Origin of the sequence: Bacillus sp. JH7 (assembly GCF_001563515.1) — a bacterium.
Taxonomy (GTDB): Bacteria; Bacillota; Bacilli; order Bacillales; family Bacillaceae_G; genus Bacillus_A; species Bacillus_A cereus.
The window spans coordinates 1-14,911 of record NZ_LPUS01000004.1 but is presented as its reverse complement, the minus strand read 5'-3'; the positions used below and the strand labels follow the sequence as shown (position 1 = coordinate 14,911).

Genomic DNA, 14,911 nt, shown 5'->3' with positions numbered 1-14,911 from the left:
TGCCTTCATAGTTTGGTGATGATGGCAGAGAGGTCACACCCGTTCCCATACCGAACACGGAAGTTAAGCTCTCTAGCGCCGATGGTAGTTGGGACCTTGTCCCTGTGAGAGTAGGACGTCGCCAAGCAACTAAAAACACAAGTCATTTGACTTGTGTTTTTTTATTTCCCATGAAATAGATTTGGTTCCATTAATAAAAAATTTGAAATATAGTAAGGGATTTTTTGAGCAGAAATACTTAGAAATTGATAAATAAATGGATAATCTTCAGAACTATAACTGCCAAGTAAGTCATACCACCAATCTGTTTCATACCTAGAAATCATGCTTAAATTATAGAGCAATAAATAATGAATGAGGAGTTCAGGTAATATTGGCTTAGGATTTCTAGGATCAGTCGTAAGTGGCAAATAATAAGTATTAGTAAGATGTTCATAGTATAAAGGAGTACTATACATAGGATTCCATGATTGAATGGGCGCTGTAAAAAGTAAATTCGATTGATTAGTCTTCTCAGGTACGTGCTGTATTGATAAATGCTTACAAGATGTTTCAATGTAACGAGAAAATCTCTCTTTAGTCATATGTAATCGATCTAGTAGGTTGACTGAAAAGGAGAGCTCATTTTTAATTGTTGAATCGATTTTATATAAAGTTGATCCTTTTTGACTATAACGAAATAAATTTTGTAATTCTGGAATATTTCCCATTAATTCTAACATGTTAAATTTTTCTGCTTCTAAGTGTTTCATGTGAAACAGTTGTTCTGCAACATGAGTAAATAATCCGTTTTTTTGTACCTTCACCTCATCTTCTAAAAATTGATACCCTTGTTTTTTTCGTTTGCGAGTTGTAACGCCATGAGCTAAAACAGTAGTGGATTCAGGATAGTTAGGGTCAATAGTTAGTAGGCATGCTTTAAAAAGTTGACTAATTCCATAAAATAACAACATTGGTTGAATGGAAAATGGAGCTGTCTTATATAATTCATAATAATTTTTTCCGTGTTCTAAGTAATAAATAAAGGGATAACAATTTTCAAAACTTTTTTTTTCGGCATCCTGAATAGAGGATTTTTCGTAACAACGGGCAAGATAACGTTGTACGTTTTGAGATGAAAAAAAGAAACTTAACTGCTGCCAAGTACAAGATGTTTGATGCATATATTACGCTCCTTTTATTATCTAAAAATTCTAACATATATATACGTCCTTGACAGTATTTTAACCAATTGATAAGCTACTAATAATAATTTCTGGTATCATAGGGGGAACAATTATGTGGGAATCTAAATTTGTTAAAGAAGGTTTGACTTTTGATGATGTATTACTTGTACCAGCTAGGTCAGATATATTACCAAGAGAAGTAAGTGTTAAAACAGTTTTATCTGAAAGCTTACAGCTAAACATCCCGTTAATTAGTGCAGGAATGGATACAGTAACAGAAGCTGACATGGCTATTGCAATGGCTCGCCAGGGTGGTTTAGGAATTATTCATAAGAATATGTCTATTGAGCAACAAGCAGAGCAAGTTGATAAAGTAAAGCGCTCTGAAAGCGGCGTTATTTCAGATCCTTTCTTCTTAACTCCAGAACATCAAGTATATGATGCAGAACATCTTATGGGAAAATATCGTATCTCAGGTGTACCGGTTGTAAATAATTTAGATGAGCGAAAATTAGTTGGTATTATTACAAACCGTGATATGCGCTTCATCCAAGACTACTCAATCAAAATTTCTGACGTAATGACAAAAGAACAATTAATTACAGCTCCAGTTGGTACTACACTGGAAGAAGCTGAAAAGATCCTACAAAAGTATAAAATTGAAAAACTCCCTCTTGTTGATAATAACGGTGTATTACAAGGGCTTATTACAATAAAAGATATTGAAAAAGTAATTGAATTCCCAAACTCTGCTAAAGATAAGCAAGGACGCTTATTAGTTGGAGCAGCAGTTGGTGTAACAGCGGATGCTATGCTTCGCATCGATGCATTGGTAAAAGCTAGTGTAGATGCAATTGTACTTGATACAGCACATGGGCATTCTAAAGGTGTTATTGATAAGGTAAAAGAAGTTCGTGCTAAATATCCATCACTAAATATTATCGCTGGAAATGTTGCTACTGCTGAAGCAACGAAAGCACTAATTGAAGCTGGTGCAAACGTAGTTAAAGTTGGTATTGGACCTGGTTCTATTTGTACAACACGCGTTGTAGCCGGTGTTGGTGTACCACAATTAACTGCGGTTTATGATTGTGCAACAGAAGCTCGTAAACACGGCATTCCAGTTATTGCTGATGGCGGTATTAAGTACTCTGGTGATATGGTGAAAGCCTTAGCGGCAGGAGCACATGTTGTTATGCTAGGTAGCATGTTTGCAGGTGTTGCAGAAAGCCCTGGAGAAACTGAAATTTACCAAGGTCGTCAATTTAAAGTGTATCGTGGTATGGGTTCTGTCGGTGCGATGGAAAAAGGAAGTAAAGATCGTTACTTCCAAGAAGGCAATAAAAAACTTGTCCCAGAAGGTATTGAAGGACGAGTACCATATAAAGGACCTTTAGCAGATACAGTTCACCAATTAGTTGGTGGCTTACGTGCAGGTATGGGATATTGCGGAGCACAGGATTTAGAATTCTTACGCGAAAACGCACAATTCATTCGTATGTCAGGTGCTGGCTTACGTGAAAGTCATCCTCATCACGTACAAATTACAAAAGAGGCTCCAAACTACTCATTATAATGTCTTATATACAAATAGACAGAGATTTGATATCTCTGTCTATTTTTTTTTGATTATGTTAGAATAACGGTTATGTGAGTACATAGATATTGGGGGTAGCAAAAGTGAAAGGTATGTTTTGCAAAAGATTCATTGCTTTGGTAACAGTGCTTACACTAGCTTGTAGCATTTTTATGCCATATAGCAATGCATCAGCTGAAACAGGAGCCGCTTTAAACATTGAAGCAGGTGCGGCAATTTTAGTAGAAGCGAATTCTGGGAAAATTTTATATCAAAAGAATGCAGATGAATTATTATCCATTGCTAGTATGACAAAGATGATGAGTGAATATTTAGTTCACGAAGCAGTGGATAAAGGAAAACTTAAGTGGGACCAGAAAATTAAGGTTTCTGAATATGCATATAAGGTTTCACAAGATGCTTCATTATCAAATGTTGCATTAGAAAATGGTGGCTCTTATACAGTAAAAGAGTTATACGAGGCAATGGCAATCTTTTCTGCAAATGGTGCAACAATTGCATTAGCAGAAGCAATTGCAGGTAAAGAAGTAGACTTCGTAAAAATGATGAATGATAAATCGAAAGAACTAGGGTTGAAAAATTATAAATTTGTCAATTCTACAGGTTTAACGAATAAAGATTTAAAGGGAATGCATCCTGAAGGAACAACAGCGGATGAAGAAAATAAAATGTCTGCAAAGGATGTTGCAACTTTAGCACAACATTTAATTAAAGATTATCCAAAAGTGTTAGATACAGCAAAAATCCCTAAAAAAGAATTCCGTCCAGAAAAAGAGAAGTTTGCAATGTCGAACTGGAACTGGATGTTAAAGGGCTTAGTTAAAGAATATGCTGGCGTAGACGGCCTAAAAACAGGCTCAACTCCAGAGGCAGGAGATTGCTTCACTGGTACGGTTGAAAGAAACGGAATGCGTTTTATTTCTGTAGTTATTAAAACAAGTTCTCATACAGCACGTTTTGATGAAACAAAGAAGCTATATGATTATGGATTTGCTAACTTTGAAGTAAAACAAATGTATAAAAAAGGTTCTTCAGTAAAAGGACAAGAAACAGTACGAGTAGAAAATGCGAAAGATAAAGATGTAGCAGTTCAAACGAAACAAGCTATTTCACTTCCAGTGCCAAAAGGAAGTAAAGATGTTTATAAAACGGAATTAAAAGAATCAAGCAAGGGACAAGAAGCACCTATTAAAAAGGGAGCTGCGCTTGGTCAAATGGTAATTACGCCAAAAGATACAAACGACCCTGGATTTTTAACTGGTAAGTCACTGCAAGTGGATCTTGTAACAACATCTGAAGTAGAAGAAGCAAACTGGTTTACTCGTGCTATGCGCGGAATTGGTTCATTCTTTAGTGGCATGTGGAATAGTGCTGTTGATACAGTAAAAGGTTGGTTTTAAAAGCTCCTCATGATAGGAGCTTTTTTTTATTCCTATTTTTCATACCGACTTTATGAAAAAGTAGTAGACAAGCATCTGATAGTTAGTGGTAGAATGTAAGAGTATTCTTAATTTTCGCCTTTAACGGGGGAAAGCAATTCACCTAGGGGGGTTTTTGTACATGACAAATGTAACAGGGACAGAACGTGTAAAACGTGGAATGGCAGAAATGCAAAAAGGCGGCGTTATTATGGACGTAGTTAACGCTGAACAAGCAAAAATTGCAGAAGAGGCAGGCGCAGTTGCCGTTATGGCATTAGAGCGTGTACCAGCAGATATTCGTGCAGCAGGTGGCGTTTCTCGTATGGCAGACCCAACAATTGTTGAAGAAGTTATGGGTGCGGTGTCAATTCCGGTTATGGCAAAATGCCGTATCGGTCACCTTGTAGAAGCACGTGTATTAGAATCATTAGGGGTAGACTATATCGATGAGAGTGAAGTATTAACTCCTGCTGATGAAGTATACCATTTAAATAAACGTGATTACACAGTTCCATTTGTATGTGGTTGCCGTGATATCGGAGAAGCTGCACGTCGTATTGCAGAAGGTGCATCTATGCTTCGTACAAAAGGTGAACCAGGAACAGGAAACATTGTAGAGGCAGTGCGTCATATGCGCCAAGTCAATGCAGAAATCCGTCAAGTTGCGAGTCTACGTGAAGATGAGTTAATGACATATGCAAAAAATACTGGCGCTCCTTACGAAGTATTACTTGAAATTAAACGTCTTGGTCGCTTACCAGTTGTAAACTTTGCGGCAGGTGGTGTAGCAACACCAGCAGATGCAGCATTAATGATGCAACTTGGTGCTGATGGGGTATTTGTTGGATCTGGTATCTTCAAATCAGAAAACCCAGAGAAATTTGCACGTGCAATCGTTGAAGCAACGACTCATTATGAAGATTACGAACTAATTGCAAGCCTTTCTAAAGGATTAGGTAATGCAATGAAGGGTGTCGAAATTTCAACGTTATTACCAGAACAACGCATGCAAGAGCGTGGATGGTAATTAAAGGAGAACTTTAAAATGGTGAAAATCGGTGTACTAGGTCTTCAAGGTGCAGTTCGTGAGCATGTAAAATCAGTTGAAGCAAGTGGTGCAGAAGCTGTTGTTGTAAAGCGTATAGAGCAACTTGAAGAGATTGATGGTCTTATTTTACCAGGCGGTGAAAGTACAACAATGCGCCGTCTTATTGATAAGTATGCTTTCATGGAACCACTTCGTACATTTGCAAAGTCTGGTAAACCAATGTTTGGTACATGTGCAGGGATGATTCTTCTTGCGAAAACACTTATTGGCTATGAAGAAGCACATATTGGTGCTATGGATATTACAGTTGAGCGCAATGCGTTCGGACGCCAAAAGGATAGTTTTGAAGCTGCGCTTTCAATTGAAGGCGTGGGTGAAGACTTCATTGGTGTATTTATCCGTGCGCCGTATGTTGTAGAAGTAGCTGATAATGTTGAAGTGCTTTCTAAGCATGGTGACCGAATGGTAGCGGTAAGACAAGATCAGTTTTTAGCTGCTTCATTCCATCCGGAATTAACAGATGATCATCGTGTGACAGCATACTTTGTTGAAATGGTAAAAGAAGCGAAAATGAAAAAAGTTGTATAAGTAACTTGCAACTTGTATAAGATTATAGTAAATTGATGGTAACAATTTTATAAAATAAGCGTGTTGATAGGAAATAGTAACAAATGTCGTTTCTTATAGAGAGTCGATGGTTGGTGGAAATCGATAGAAACAGTTTGCGAATCCATCCTGGAATGGAATGTGGAATATCTTTTGGATTAGTAAGCATTCCCGGTGAAGAGCCGTTATTTCTACTTGAGAGGAAAGCGGTAATGCTTTCAACTAGGGTGGCAACGCGGGTTAACTCCCGTCCCTTTATATAGGGACGGGAGTTTTTTGTGTTTTATAAAATAAAAGGAGGAGTATATAATGCTTGATATTAAATTTTTACGTACAAACTTTGAAGAAGTAAAAGCGAAATTACAGCATAGAGGCGAAGATTTAACTGATTTCGGCCGTTTTGAAGAACTTGATACGAGAAGAAGAGAACTACTTGTTCAGACAGAAGAATTAAAAAGTAAACGTAACGAAGTATCTCAACAAATTTCTGTATTAAAGCGCGAAAAGAAAGATGCAGAGGCTCTAATTTTAGAAATGCGTGAGGTTGGAGAAAAAGTAAAGGATCTTGATAACGAACTTCGTACAGTTGAAGAAGACTTAGAAAGATTAATGTTATCTATTCCAAATATCCCTCATGAATCTGCTCCAGTTGGTGAAACAGAGGATGATAATGTAGTAGCACGTACTTGGGGAGAAGTGAAAGAATTTACTTTTGAGCCAAAACCACATTGGGATCTTGCTACTGATTTAGGAATTTTAGATTTTGAACGCGCTGGGAAAGTAACAGGAAGCCGCTTCGTATTTTACAAAGGTGCTGGTGCAAGATTAGAGCGTGCTTTAATTAGCTTTATGCTTGATCTTCATACTGATGAGCATGGATATGAAGAAGTATTACCTCCATATATGGTAAACCGTGCAAGTATGACGGGAACAGGACAACTTCCAAAGTTTGAAGAAGATGCATTCCGTATTGAAAGTGAAGATTACTTCTTAATTCCAACAGCTGAAGTACCTGTAACGAATATGCATCGTGATGAGATTTTAAATAAAGAGCAATTGCCTATAAGATATGCTGCATTTAGCTCTTGCTTCCGTTCTGAAGCAGGTTCAGCTGGTCGTGATACACGTGGTTTAATTCGCCAGCATCAGTTCAATAAAGTAGAGCTTGTGAAGTTCGTAAAACCAGAAGATTCTTATGAAGAATTAGAAAAATTAACAAATGATGCAGAACGCGTGTTACAATTATTAGAGTTGCCATATCGCGTTATGAGCATGTGCACAGGCGATTTAGGATTTACAGCAGCGAAGAAATACGATATTGAAGTATGGATTCCAAGCTATGGCACATATCGTGAAATTTCTTCTTGTAGTAATTTTGAAGCTTTCCAAGCGAGACGTGCAAATATCCGTTTCCGCCGTGAGCCAAATGGAAAACCAGAACATGTTCATACATTAAATGGATCTGGTCTTGCAATCGGACGTACGGTTGCAGCTATTTTAGAGAACTACCAACAAGAAGATGGTACAATTATAATTCCAGAAGTTCTTCGCCCTTATATGGGAGGAAAAACAGTTATTAAGTAAATTTAAACATTCATCGGTATGAGTGATTGGTAATTATGAGCGTTGTCAGTACTGTAATGTAGGAAGGGGAAAGTAAAATTTTCCTTTCCTCATAATTTATTTTAGTAGGGTTGACTAACTGTTTTTCTTTTGATATTATATTTGATGTCAATATGGAGGTATACCCAAGTCTGGCTGAAGGGATCGGTCTTGAAAACCGACAGGCGGCGAGAGTCGCGCGGGGGTTCGAATCCCTCTACCTCCTCCAGATATAATTGACAACAGCGCATATAAGTGGAGATTGGAGAACTCGTTACCAACACGTAACGAGTTTTTATTTTAAAACCAATCATAAAGTATGGTGTAAGGTAATTTTGTCCTTATTACACACTCATATTCCGATGATTATCTTCATAGATATGAAAGGAGTCAACATGGATCTTATTATACAAACGTTTCCTTTAGATGGAAAAACTTTATATTATGTACAATGTCCTGTCTGTAAGAACAATAGAATTTTAAACAGTGGTGCAAACGTATCACGCATTATTAGTGATGATACATTCCGTAAACTTTGTGGTTGTACTTGTGATGTAAAACAAGCTACGAGTAAAGTAGAGGCGCCAAAACAAGTTAAAAAAGCAGCTGTAAAGAAAGCGGCGGCTCCAAAACGTACAGGTAAAGTATTAACGGCAGTAATTAACGGGAAAGAAATGACTGTTAAAGAGATTGCTGAAGCATACGATATTAGTACAAGTACTGTTCGTCAGCGCATTAACGCAGGAAAACCTGAGAGTGAAATTATTGCTCCAACAAAGAAGAAGTAATTTAATAGGAAAACCCGTGCATATGCACGGGTTTTTTATTTTACAAGTTTACGTGTTTGTTTTAAAAAATGGCCAATTTTTTTAATGATTGGTTCGATTGAATCACCATCTTTTAAAATATCGTACTCATTAATATTTAAGCGTAATACAGGGCATGAATTAAAGTTGTTAATCCAGTTTTCATAACGTCCATGCATTTCTTTCCAGTACTCAATTGGTGTTTGCTGTTCCATTGGGCGCCCGCGTTCTTGAATACGATCGACAATATCATCGAAAGAACCTTCTAAGTAAATTAATAAGTCTGGATGAGGGAAGTAAGGAGTCATGACCATAGCGTCAAATAAACCTTTGTATGTTTCATAATCAGTTTCCGTCATTGTTCCTTTTTCATGATGCATCTTTGCGAAAATTCCAGTGTCTTCGTAAATGGAACGATCTTGAACAAAACCGCCACCATATTCAAAAATTCTTTTTTGTTCCTTAAATCGTTCTGCTAAAAAGTACACTTGTAGGTGGAAGCTCCAGCGAGTGAAGTCCGCATAGAACTTGTCCAAATATGGATTGGAATCTACTTTTTCAAATGATGTGCGATAACCTAAAGCATTAGCTAATGCAGTTGTCATAGTTGATTTACCCACACCTACCGTTCCGGCGATAGTGATTACTGCGTCATTGGGTATATCATATTTTTGCCTTAAATTCATTATTATTTCGACTCCTTTAAGAGAGTATTTTGAAGGGCAGATAGGATGACGTTTAAATCATCAGGATTTTTTACAAAATCCATATCGTCTCCATTAAATTTCAATACTGGTATTTCCGGATGATCTTTTTTAAAAGCATCCATTGCTGTTTCATAATCTTTTGTGAGCTGTAGTAAGTAATTTGGATCCATGTTTTTTTCAAATTCTCTTCCGCGCATGGCGATTCGTTTTTGCAATGTTTCTAGGCTAGCTGTTAAATAAACAATGACATTTGGCACAGGCATATCTTGTGTAAGGATACGATAAATTTGCATGTATTTGTCATATTGGGAGTCTTTTAATGTGCGGGATGCAAAAATTAAATTTTTAAAGATATGGTAATCCGCTACTACTGGTTTCCTTTGATTCAAATACTTTATGTTAATGTCTTCTAATTGTTTGTATCTATTACAAAGAAAGAACATCTCTGTTTGAAAACTCCATTCGTCGATGTCTTCATAGAACTTTCCTAAAAAGGGATTTTCATCAACAATCTCTTTTAGTAAGTGGAGTTGCATGTGAGTTGAAATTTCCTTCGCAAGTGAAGTTTTTCCAACACCAATTGGTCCTTCAACCGTGATAAATGGTACTCCGGTCACGCTGTTTCCTCCTTTCAATCAGTGATTTACCGTGACTACTAAAAACACAAAACAGAATTATTGTAGCACAAGAGGGAAGCGAGCGGGTTAATTTGATATAAAAAGTTAGAAAATAGATATATGTATTAATTAAATTTTATTTTGGTTGATGATGTTATAGTTGCTTTCAATGTAGTTTCCATTATTTTTAAAGCATGTATATTATCTTGGTCGTTGTTAGAGGCGATACAATCCTCTGGTACATACAATGTATAATTTCTCATATGAGCATCATTAGCTGTAAATAGAATACATATATTTCCGGCAACCCCTGTTAATATTAGATTTTCTATTTTTAAATAACCTAGTAATGAATTTAAAGGTGTTTCATAAAAAGCGGAATAATGTGGTTTAATAAAAATGTAATCATCAGAACTTGGAGCAATCTTATGGATTATGTTTTCGCTATATTCATTTGTACAATGAGTAATAAGTTGGTCGATATCAGATCTCCACAGTTGATAATGGTCATTAACGTAAATTATAGGACAGCCGAAGGATTTCATTTTTTTCTTTAATTGTAAAATAGGGTTTGTTATAATTTCACATTTTTTAGCTAGAATGGGTCCGTGGGAAAATTGAAAGTCATTAATCATATCGATAATGAGCAAGGCGGTATTTTTCATATGTAATCCCCTCTCTTTTTTCTTTTAGGGTGGATTGAATTTGTAAAAGTTATCCCCTGTGTAGTAAATGGAAATAAGTGTACTTTATTTGTAATGAAAGGACTATGTTATGGAACAAGATCAAGATATTTATTTTATGCAATTAGCGATAGAAGAAGCTAAAAAGGCAGAGGAAATACAGGAAGTACCAATTGGAGCAGTTATGGTGTTAGATGGTGAGGTAATTAGTGTTGCCCATAATTTAAGGGAAACTGAGCAGAGATCAATAGCTCATGCTGAGTTGCTAGCGATAGATGAGGCGTGTAAAAAATTAGGGACATGGCGTTTAGAAGATGCAACATTGTATGTAACATTAGAACCTTGTCCAATGTGTGCAGGTGGAATTGTTTTATCACGAGTGAAGCGAGTTGTATATGGTGCAAGTGATCCGAAGGGCGGATGTGCAGGGACATTGATGAATCTTTTAACGGATGAACGCTTCAATCATCAATGTGAAGTAGTATCTGGTGTACTAGAGGAAGAATGCGGTACGTTGTTAACAAGCTTTTTTAGAGAGCTTCGTAAAAAAAGAAAAGCAATAAAAAAATTAGAGAAGAATACTGGGAACTAACGTATTTGCATTTTATAAAGAAACAAGTTATACTGATAATGCCTTTAATGAAGGCAACCGAATATTGGTTTTAACTTTGCCGTGCTAAGCGGGGAGGTAGCGGTGCCCTATACTCGCAATCCGCTCTAGCGAGGCCGAATCCCCTCTCGAGGTTATGTTGCTGTAAGGTCTGCCTTAAGTAAGTGGTGTTGACGTTTGGGTCCTGCGCAACGGGACCCCGTGAACCTTGTCAGGTCCGGAAGGAAGCAGCAATAAGCGGGTCTTCTCGTGTGCCGCAGGAGTGCCTGAACCGAGCTAACTGCTTGAGTAACGCTTATGGTACGTAATCGACGGAGGGTGCACGGCAGTTATATATGTATACAAAACTCACCTTAATACAAAGGTGAGTTTTTTGTATAGAAAATAACTTTTGGAATCTATAAACAGAATGGGTTATAATAAATGAGATAATAACCTTTGAGGGAGGCCGTATTTTCGTGTCATACCAAGCGTTATACCGAACATGGAGACCGCAAAAGTTCGAAGATGTAGTCGGTCAAAAGCACGTGACAAAAACGTTGCAAAATGCCCTTCTTCAAGAGAAAGTTTCACATGCTTATTTATTTTCTGGCCCGAGGGGAACAGGAAAAACGACAATTGCAAAAGTATTTGCAAAAGTAATTAACTGTGAACATGCTCCGGTAGCTGAACCTTGTAATGAATGTCCTTCTTGTTTAGGAATTACACAAGGATCCATTTCAGATGTATTAGAAATTGATGCGGCTTCAAATAACGGTGTAGATGAAATTCGAGATATTAGAGATAAAGTAAAATATGCTCCAAGTGCTGTAGAATATAAAGTATACATTATTGATGAAGTTCACATGCTTTCTATGGGTGCATTCAATGCGCTTTTAAAAACCTTAGAAGAGCCGCCAGGACATGTTATCTTTATTTTGGCGACAACAGAACCTCATAAGATCCCGCCTACAATTATTTCACGTTGTCAGCGTTTTGAATTCCGAAAAATATCAGTGAATGATATTGTTGAGAGATTATCAACGGTCGTGACAAATGAAGGTACGCAAGTGGAAGATGAGGCATTACAAATTGTTGCGCGTGCTGCTGAAGGTGGTATGCGTGACGCACTTAGTCTTATTGATCAGGCTATATCTTATAGTGATGAGACCGTTACGACAGAAGATGTATTGGCCGTAACAGGATCTGTTTCTCAGCAATACTTAGGCAATTTAGTAGAATGCATACGTGAAAATGATGTATCAAGAGCATTGCAAATCATAGATGAAATGATGAGTAAAGGGAAGGATCCAGTTCGTTTTATGGAGGATTTCATTTACTATTATCGTGATATGCTTTTATATCAGACTTCACCGCAACTAGAACATATGTTGGAACGAGTAATTGTAGATGATCAATTCCGTAAGTTGAGTGAAGAAATGCAACCGGAAGTGATCTATGAGATTATTCATACCCTTAGTAAGGGACAACAGGAAATGAAGTGGACAAATCATCCGCGTATTTTCTTAGAAGTTGTTATGGTGCAATTGTGTCAACAGTTTATGATGCAAGCAAATGGTACAGATCGTTTGCAAGCAATTATGAACAGGATGCAGCAACTGGAGAAAGAGTTAGAGCAAGTTAAAAAGAACGGTGTGCCAGCTGGTGTAAAACAGGAAGTAAGAGAGACACGTGCAACACCAAGACCGGTAAGAACAGGAAGTATGAAGATTCCTGTCGGACGTGTAAATGAAGTATTAAAACAAGCGAAGCGTCAAGATTTAGAACAATTAAAAGCTGTATGGGGTGAGTTGTTAGGAAGACTCAAATCATATAACAAAGTAGCGTTTGCTGTTTTACTAGAAAATAGCGAACCAGTGGCAGCTTCAGATGACACTTACGTTTTAGCATTTCAATATGAGATTCACTGTAAGATGGCGAGCGAAAATCGAGAAGCTATGGATACAGTAGAACAAGCTTTATTTGAATTGCTAAGTAAAAGGTTAAATATGATTGCCATTCCAAAAAGTGAATGGGGTAAAATCCGTGAAGACTTTTTACAACGTGAAGGTGGAGAGTCTGAAGAAAGCCCAGAGAAAAAGGGAGATCCTCTTATAGAAGAGGCAGTGAAATTAGTAGGGCAAGAACTCATTGAAATAAAAGAGTAATAATAATTAGGAGGAATTAATTATGATGCGTGGCGGAATGGGAAATATGAATAACATGATGAAACAAATGCAAAAGATGCAAAAGGACATGGCGAAAGCACAAGAAGAGCTTGGTGAAAAAACAGTTGAAGGTACAGCTGGCGGCGGAATGATTACAGTTATCGCAAATGGTCACAAGCAAATTCTTGAGGTGAAGATTAAAGAAGAAGTTGTAGATCCAGAAGATATCGAAATGCTACAAGACTTAGTATTAGCTGCAACAAATGATGCACTTAAAAAGGCTGATGAGCTTTCAAACTCTACAATGGGTAAATTTACAAAAGGCTTAAACTTACCAGGTGGAATGTTCTAGGAGGATATTGATACATGCATTATCCAGAACCAATATCAAAACTAATCGATAGTTTTATGAAGTTGCCAGGTATCGGACCGAAAACAGCGGTTCGATTGGCATTTTTCGTATTAGATATGAAAGAAGATGATGTGTTAGGTTTCGCGAAAGCACTTGTAAATGCGAAGCGAGATTTAGCGTACTGTTCTGTATGCGGACATATTACTGATCGTGATCCTTGTTATATTTGTAATGATTCACATCGAGATCAATCAGTTGTTTGTGTCGTACAAGAACCGAAAGATGTAATCGCGATGGAAAAAATGAAAGAGTACCAAGGTGTATATCATGTGTTACGTGGTGCGATTTCTCCTATGGAGGGAATTGGACCGGAAGACATTAATATCCCGCAACTCTTAAAGCGACTACATGATGAAACGGTACAAGAAGTGATATTAGCAACAAACCCTAATATTGAAGGGGAAGCTACAGCGATGTATATCTCCCGCCTCTTAAAACCTACAGGCATTAAAGTAACTCGTATTGCACATGGTCTGCCAGTTGGTGGAGATTTAGAATATGCAGATGAAGTGACATTATCCAAAGCGTTAGAAGGTCGCAGAGAAGTATAAGAGGAGAAACGAAAATGTTCTTTCAAAAAAAGGGTAAATTGCGTAAAGAGTATGACGATAAGTTAATTGTACTTTTGGAAAAAGTGAAGAATGAGTGGTTACGTCAGAAGAGAATGGTCGAACAAAGTGTAGAACCGTCTCAAGATGTCATTTGTTCTTTGAAAATAGCAGAGGCGAAATATTTCTTTTTGTTGAAAGAAGCAAAGCGTCGTCCTGTAAAAATGGAACAATGGTAAAAGGTTCTGCTTTCTAAGCAGGCCTTTTTATTTTGTTTTTTAAATGCTGAGGTATTGTTTTATTTAGTTTATATAAAAGAGATGCTGCATATGATAACTGTTCTTTTTTATTGTCTTGTCCCATACAAATAGATGTATAGGTCATTCATAAGGAGGAAAAAATGAATTCTACAATTATTATTGTTGGCATTCTTACTTTAGTATTTATTTTTCTTGTTTTTGGTGTTGCCTCTAAGCCGTTACGTTTTATAGGTAAGGTGATTTTTCATGTTACTTTAGGAATAGCATTGCTTTTTATCGTAAATGTTGTAGGGACATATTTTGATTTTCATATCCCGATTAACATGGGGACAGCAGCAATAACGAGTTTGTTAGGCTTACCGGGTGTGGCAGCATTAGTGATTATTAAGCTTTATATCATGCCAAGATAAAATTATTTTGGCATTTTTTTAAAAAGTGTTGACTATTAAATGATTAATATGGTAAATTAATAAGCGTCGTCAGCAACGAAAGAAAAAAGCTGTTGACAGATTTAACGAGAAGTGTTAAATTATAAAAGTCGCTGAAACGCGATGTTGAACTTTGAAAACTAAACGAAACAAACAACGTGAAACGTCAATTTTTATTTTAGATGCTAGACAAACTAACTTTATTGGAGAGTTTGATCCTGGCTCAGGATGAACGCTGGCGGCGTGCCTAATA

The 14,911-nt window shown here is 37.0% G+C and carries 16 protein-coding genes, 1 tRNA gene, 1 rRNA gene, 1 other RNA gene and 1 other annotated feature; of the genes, 15 read left to right on the top strand and 4 right to left on the bottom strand.

Going from position 1 to position 14,911, the window contains the following annotated elements; all coding sequences use genetic code 11:
- Positions 1-11 precede the first annotated feature (11 nt).
- Positions 12-127 (top strand): 5S ribosomal RNA (rrf, locus tag AU379_RS17260).
- A gap of 34 nt (positions 128-161) precedes the next feature.
- Here the strand turns inward: rrf and AU379_RS17255 are convergent.
- Positions 162-1,163 carry a YaaC family protein gene (locus AU379_RS17255; protein WP_000554291.1) on the bottom strand — a complete coding sequence of 334 codons (1,002 nt, stop codon included), beginning with the start codon at positions 1,161-1,163 and terminating at the stop codon, positions 162-164.
- A 115-nt stretch (positions 1,164-1,278) separates the two neighbouring features.
- Here AU379_RS17255 and guaB point away from each other — a divergent pair, with 115 nt between their 5' ends.
- From guaB to AU379_RS17220, 7 genes are all read left to right on the top strand, one after another.
- Positions 1,279-2,742, top strand: a complete 1,464-nt coding sequence (guaB, locus tag AU379_RS17250) for an IMP dehydrogenase (RefSeq protein ID WP_000264088.1) — start codon at positions 1,279-1,281, stop codon at positions 2,740-2,742.
- A gap of 113 nt (positions 2,743-2,855) precedes the next feature.
- A complete protein-coding gene (gene dacA / locus AU379_RS17245) occupies positions 2,856-4,163 on the top strand; it encodes a D-alanyl-D-alanine carboxypeptidase DacA (protein ID WP_133300938.1) in 1,308 nt (435 codons plus the stop codon).
- A gap of 160 nt (positions 4,164-4,323) precedes the next feature.
- Complete coding sequence (gene pdxS, locus AU379_RS17240) at positions 4,324-5,211, top strand: pyridoxal 5'-phosphate synthase lyase subunit PdxS (protein ID WP_000186165.1); 888 nt, start codon at positions 4,324-4,326, stop codon at positions 5,209-5,211.
- Between the two features lie 18 nt (positions 5,212-5,229).
- A complete protein-coding gene (gene pdxT, locus AU379_RS17235) occupies positions 5,230-5,820 on the top strand; it encodes a pyridoxal 5'-phosphate synthase glutaminase subunit PdxT (RefSeq protein WP_000238783.1) in 591 nt (196 codons plus the stop codon).
- A gap of 54 nt (positions 5,821-5,874) precedes the next feature.
- Positions 5,875-6,096 (top strand) — a binding site (T-box leader).
- A 51-nt stretch (positions 6,097-6,147) separates the two neighbouring features.
- Positions 6,148-7,422: a serine--tRNA ligase gene (serS, locus tag AU379_RS17230; RefSeq protein WP_000884186.1), complete on the top strand. Its 1,275-nt coding sequence runs from the start codon at positions 6,148-6,150 to the stop codon at positions 7,420-7,422.
- A gap of 154 nt (positions 7,423-7,576) precedes the next feature.
- A tRNA-Ser gene (locus AU379_RS17225) sits at positions 7,577-7,669 on the top strand.
- A gap of 166 nt (positions 7,670-7,835) precedes the next feature.
- Positions 7,836-8,228 carry a DUF3797 domain-containing protein gene (locus tag AU379_RS17220; protein ID WP_000364196.1) on the top strand — a complete coding sequence of 131 codons (393 nt, stop codon included), beginning with the start codon at positions 7,836-7,838 and terminating at the stop codon, positions 8,226-8,228.
- 35 nt (positions 8,229-8,263) lie between these two features.
- On the opposite strand, the gene AU379_RS17215 is transcribed toward AU379_RS17220, so the two are convergent.
- The 3 genes from AU379_RS17215 to AU379_RS17205 form a co-directional block, all read right to left on the bottom strand.
- Positions 8,264-8,932, bottom strand: a complete 669-nt coding sequence (locus AU379_RS17215; protein WP_001053585.1) for a deoxynucleoside kinase — start codon at positions 8,930-8,932, stop codon at positions 8,264-8,266.
- 2 nt (positions 8,933-8,934) lie between these two features.
- The gene (locus AU379_RS17210) at positions 8,935-9,570 is read right to left on the bottom strand and encodes a deoxynucleoside kinase (protein WP_000148218.1); all 636 of its coding nucleotides are present in this window, start codon (positions 9,568-9,570) and stop codon (positions 8,935-8,937) included.
- A gap of 125 nt (positions 9,571-9,695) precedes the next feature.
- Entirely contained in the window at positions 9,696-10,235 is a 540-nt protein-coding gene (locus AU379_RS17205) for an isochorismatase family cysteine hydrolase (RefSeq protein ID WP_000798712.1), read from the bottom strand.
- Positions 10,236-10,344: 109 nt separating this feature from the next.
- On the opposite strand from AU379_RS17205, the gene tadA reads away from it, so the two are divergent.
- The 7 genes from tadA (at position 10,345) to AU379_RS17170 (ending at position 14,640) form a co-directional block, all read left to right on the top strand.
- Complete coding sequence (gene tadA / locus AU379_RS17200) at positions 10,345-10,845, top strand: tRNA adenosine(34) deaminase TadA (RefSeq protein WP_044585058.1); 501 nt, start codon at positions 10,345-10,347, stop codon at positions 10,843-10,845.
- 79 nt (positions 10,846-10,924) lie between these two features.
- An RNA gene (ffs, locus tag AU379_RS17195) (signal recognition particle sRNA large type) lies at positions 10,925-11,189 on the top strand.
- Positions 11,190-11,321: 132 nt separating this feature from the next.
- A complete protein-coding gene (dnaX, locus tag AU379_RS17190; RefSeq protein ID WP_061139560.1) occupies positions 11,322-13,010 on the top strand; it encodes a DNA polymerase III subunit gamma/tau in 1,689 nt (562 codons plus the stop codon).
- Positions 13,011-13,035: 25 nt separating this feature from the next.
- Positions 13,036-13,362 carry a YbaB/EbfC family nucleoid-associated protein gene (locus tag AU379_RS17185; protein ID WP_014894853.1) on the top strand — a complete coding sequence of 109 codons (327 nt, stop codon included), beginning with the start codon at positions 13,036-13,038 and terminating at the stop codon, positions 13,360-13,362.
- A gap of 14 nt (positions 13,363-13,376) precedes the next feature.
- Positions 13,377-13,973, top strand: coding sequence for a recombination protein RecR (recR, locus tag AU379_RS17180; RefSeq protein ID WP_000559169.1), 597 nt, complete (start codon positions 13,377-13,379; stop codon positions 13,971-13,973).
- 14 nt (positions 13,974-13,987) lie between these two features.
- Entirely contained in the window at positions 13,988-14,209 is a 222-nt protein-coding gene (locus AU379_RS17175; protein WP_000466019.1) for a YaaL family protein, read from the top strand.
- 161 nt (positions 14,210-14,370) lie between these two features.
- Positions 14,371-14,640: a pro-sigmaK processing inhibitor BofA family protein gene (locus AU379_RS17170; RefSeq protein WP_001089273.1), complete on the top strand. Its 270-nt coding sequence runs from the start codon at positions 14,371-14,373 to the stop codon at positions 14,638-14,640.
- Positions 14,641-14,911 lie beyond the last annotated feature (271 nt).

Bases quoted from the DNA above. Each gene is read 5' to 3' on its own strand.
- serS (WP_000884186.1), top strand. From the start codon at position 6,148: ATGCTTGATATTAAATTTTTACGTACAAACTTTGAAGAAGTAAAAGCG.
- AU379_RS17220 (WP_000364196.1), top strand. From the start codon at position 7,836: ATGGATCTTATTATACAAACGTTTCCTTTAGATGGAAAAACTTTATAT.
- AU379_RS17255 (WP_000554291.1), bottom strand. From the start codon at position 1,163: ATGCATCAAACATCTTGTACTTGGCAGCAGTTAAGTTTCTTTTTTTCA.
- guaB (WP_000264088.1), top strand. From the start codon at position 1,279: ATGTGGGAATCTAAATTTGTTAAAGAAGGTTTGACTTTTGATGATGTA.
- pdxS (WP_000186165.1), top strand. From the start codon at position 4,324: ATGACAAATGTAACAGGGACAGAACGTGTAAAACGTGGAATGGCAGAA.
- AU379_RS17215 (WP_001053585.1), bottom strand. From the start codon at position 8,932: ATGAATTTAAGGCAAAAATATGATATACCCAATGACGCAGTAATCACT.
- pdxT (WP_000238783.1), top strand. From the start codon at position 5,230: ATGGTGAAAATCGGTGTACTAGGTCTTCAAGGTGCAGTTCGTGAGCAT.
- dacA (WP_133300938.1), top strand. From the start codon at position 2,856: ATGTTTTGCAAAAGATTCATTGCTTTGGTAACAGTGCTTACACTAGCT.
- AU379_RS17175 (WP_000466019.1), top strand. From the start codon at position 13,988: ATGTTCTTTCAAAAAAAGGGTAAATTGCGTAAAGAGTATGACGATAAG.
- AU379_RS17205 (WP_000798712.1), bottom strand. From the start codon at position 10,235: ATGAAAAATACCGCCTTGCTCATTATCGATATGATTAATGACTTTCAA.
- tadA (WP_044585058.1), top strand. From the start codon at position 10,345: ATGGAACAAGATCAAGATATTTATTTTATGCAATTAGCGATAGAAGAA.
- AU379_RS17170 (WP_001089273.1), top strand. From the start codon at position 14,371: ATGAATTCTACAATTATTATTGTTGGCATTCTTACTTTAGTATTTATT.
- recR (WP_000559169.1), top strand. From the start codon at position 13,377: ATGCATTATCCAGAACCAATATCAAAACTAATCGATAGTTTTATGAAG.
- AU379_RS17185 (WP_014894853.1), top strand. From the start codon at position 13,036: ATGCGTGGCGGAATGGGAAATATGAATAACATGATGAAACAAATGCAA.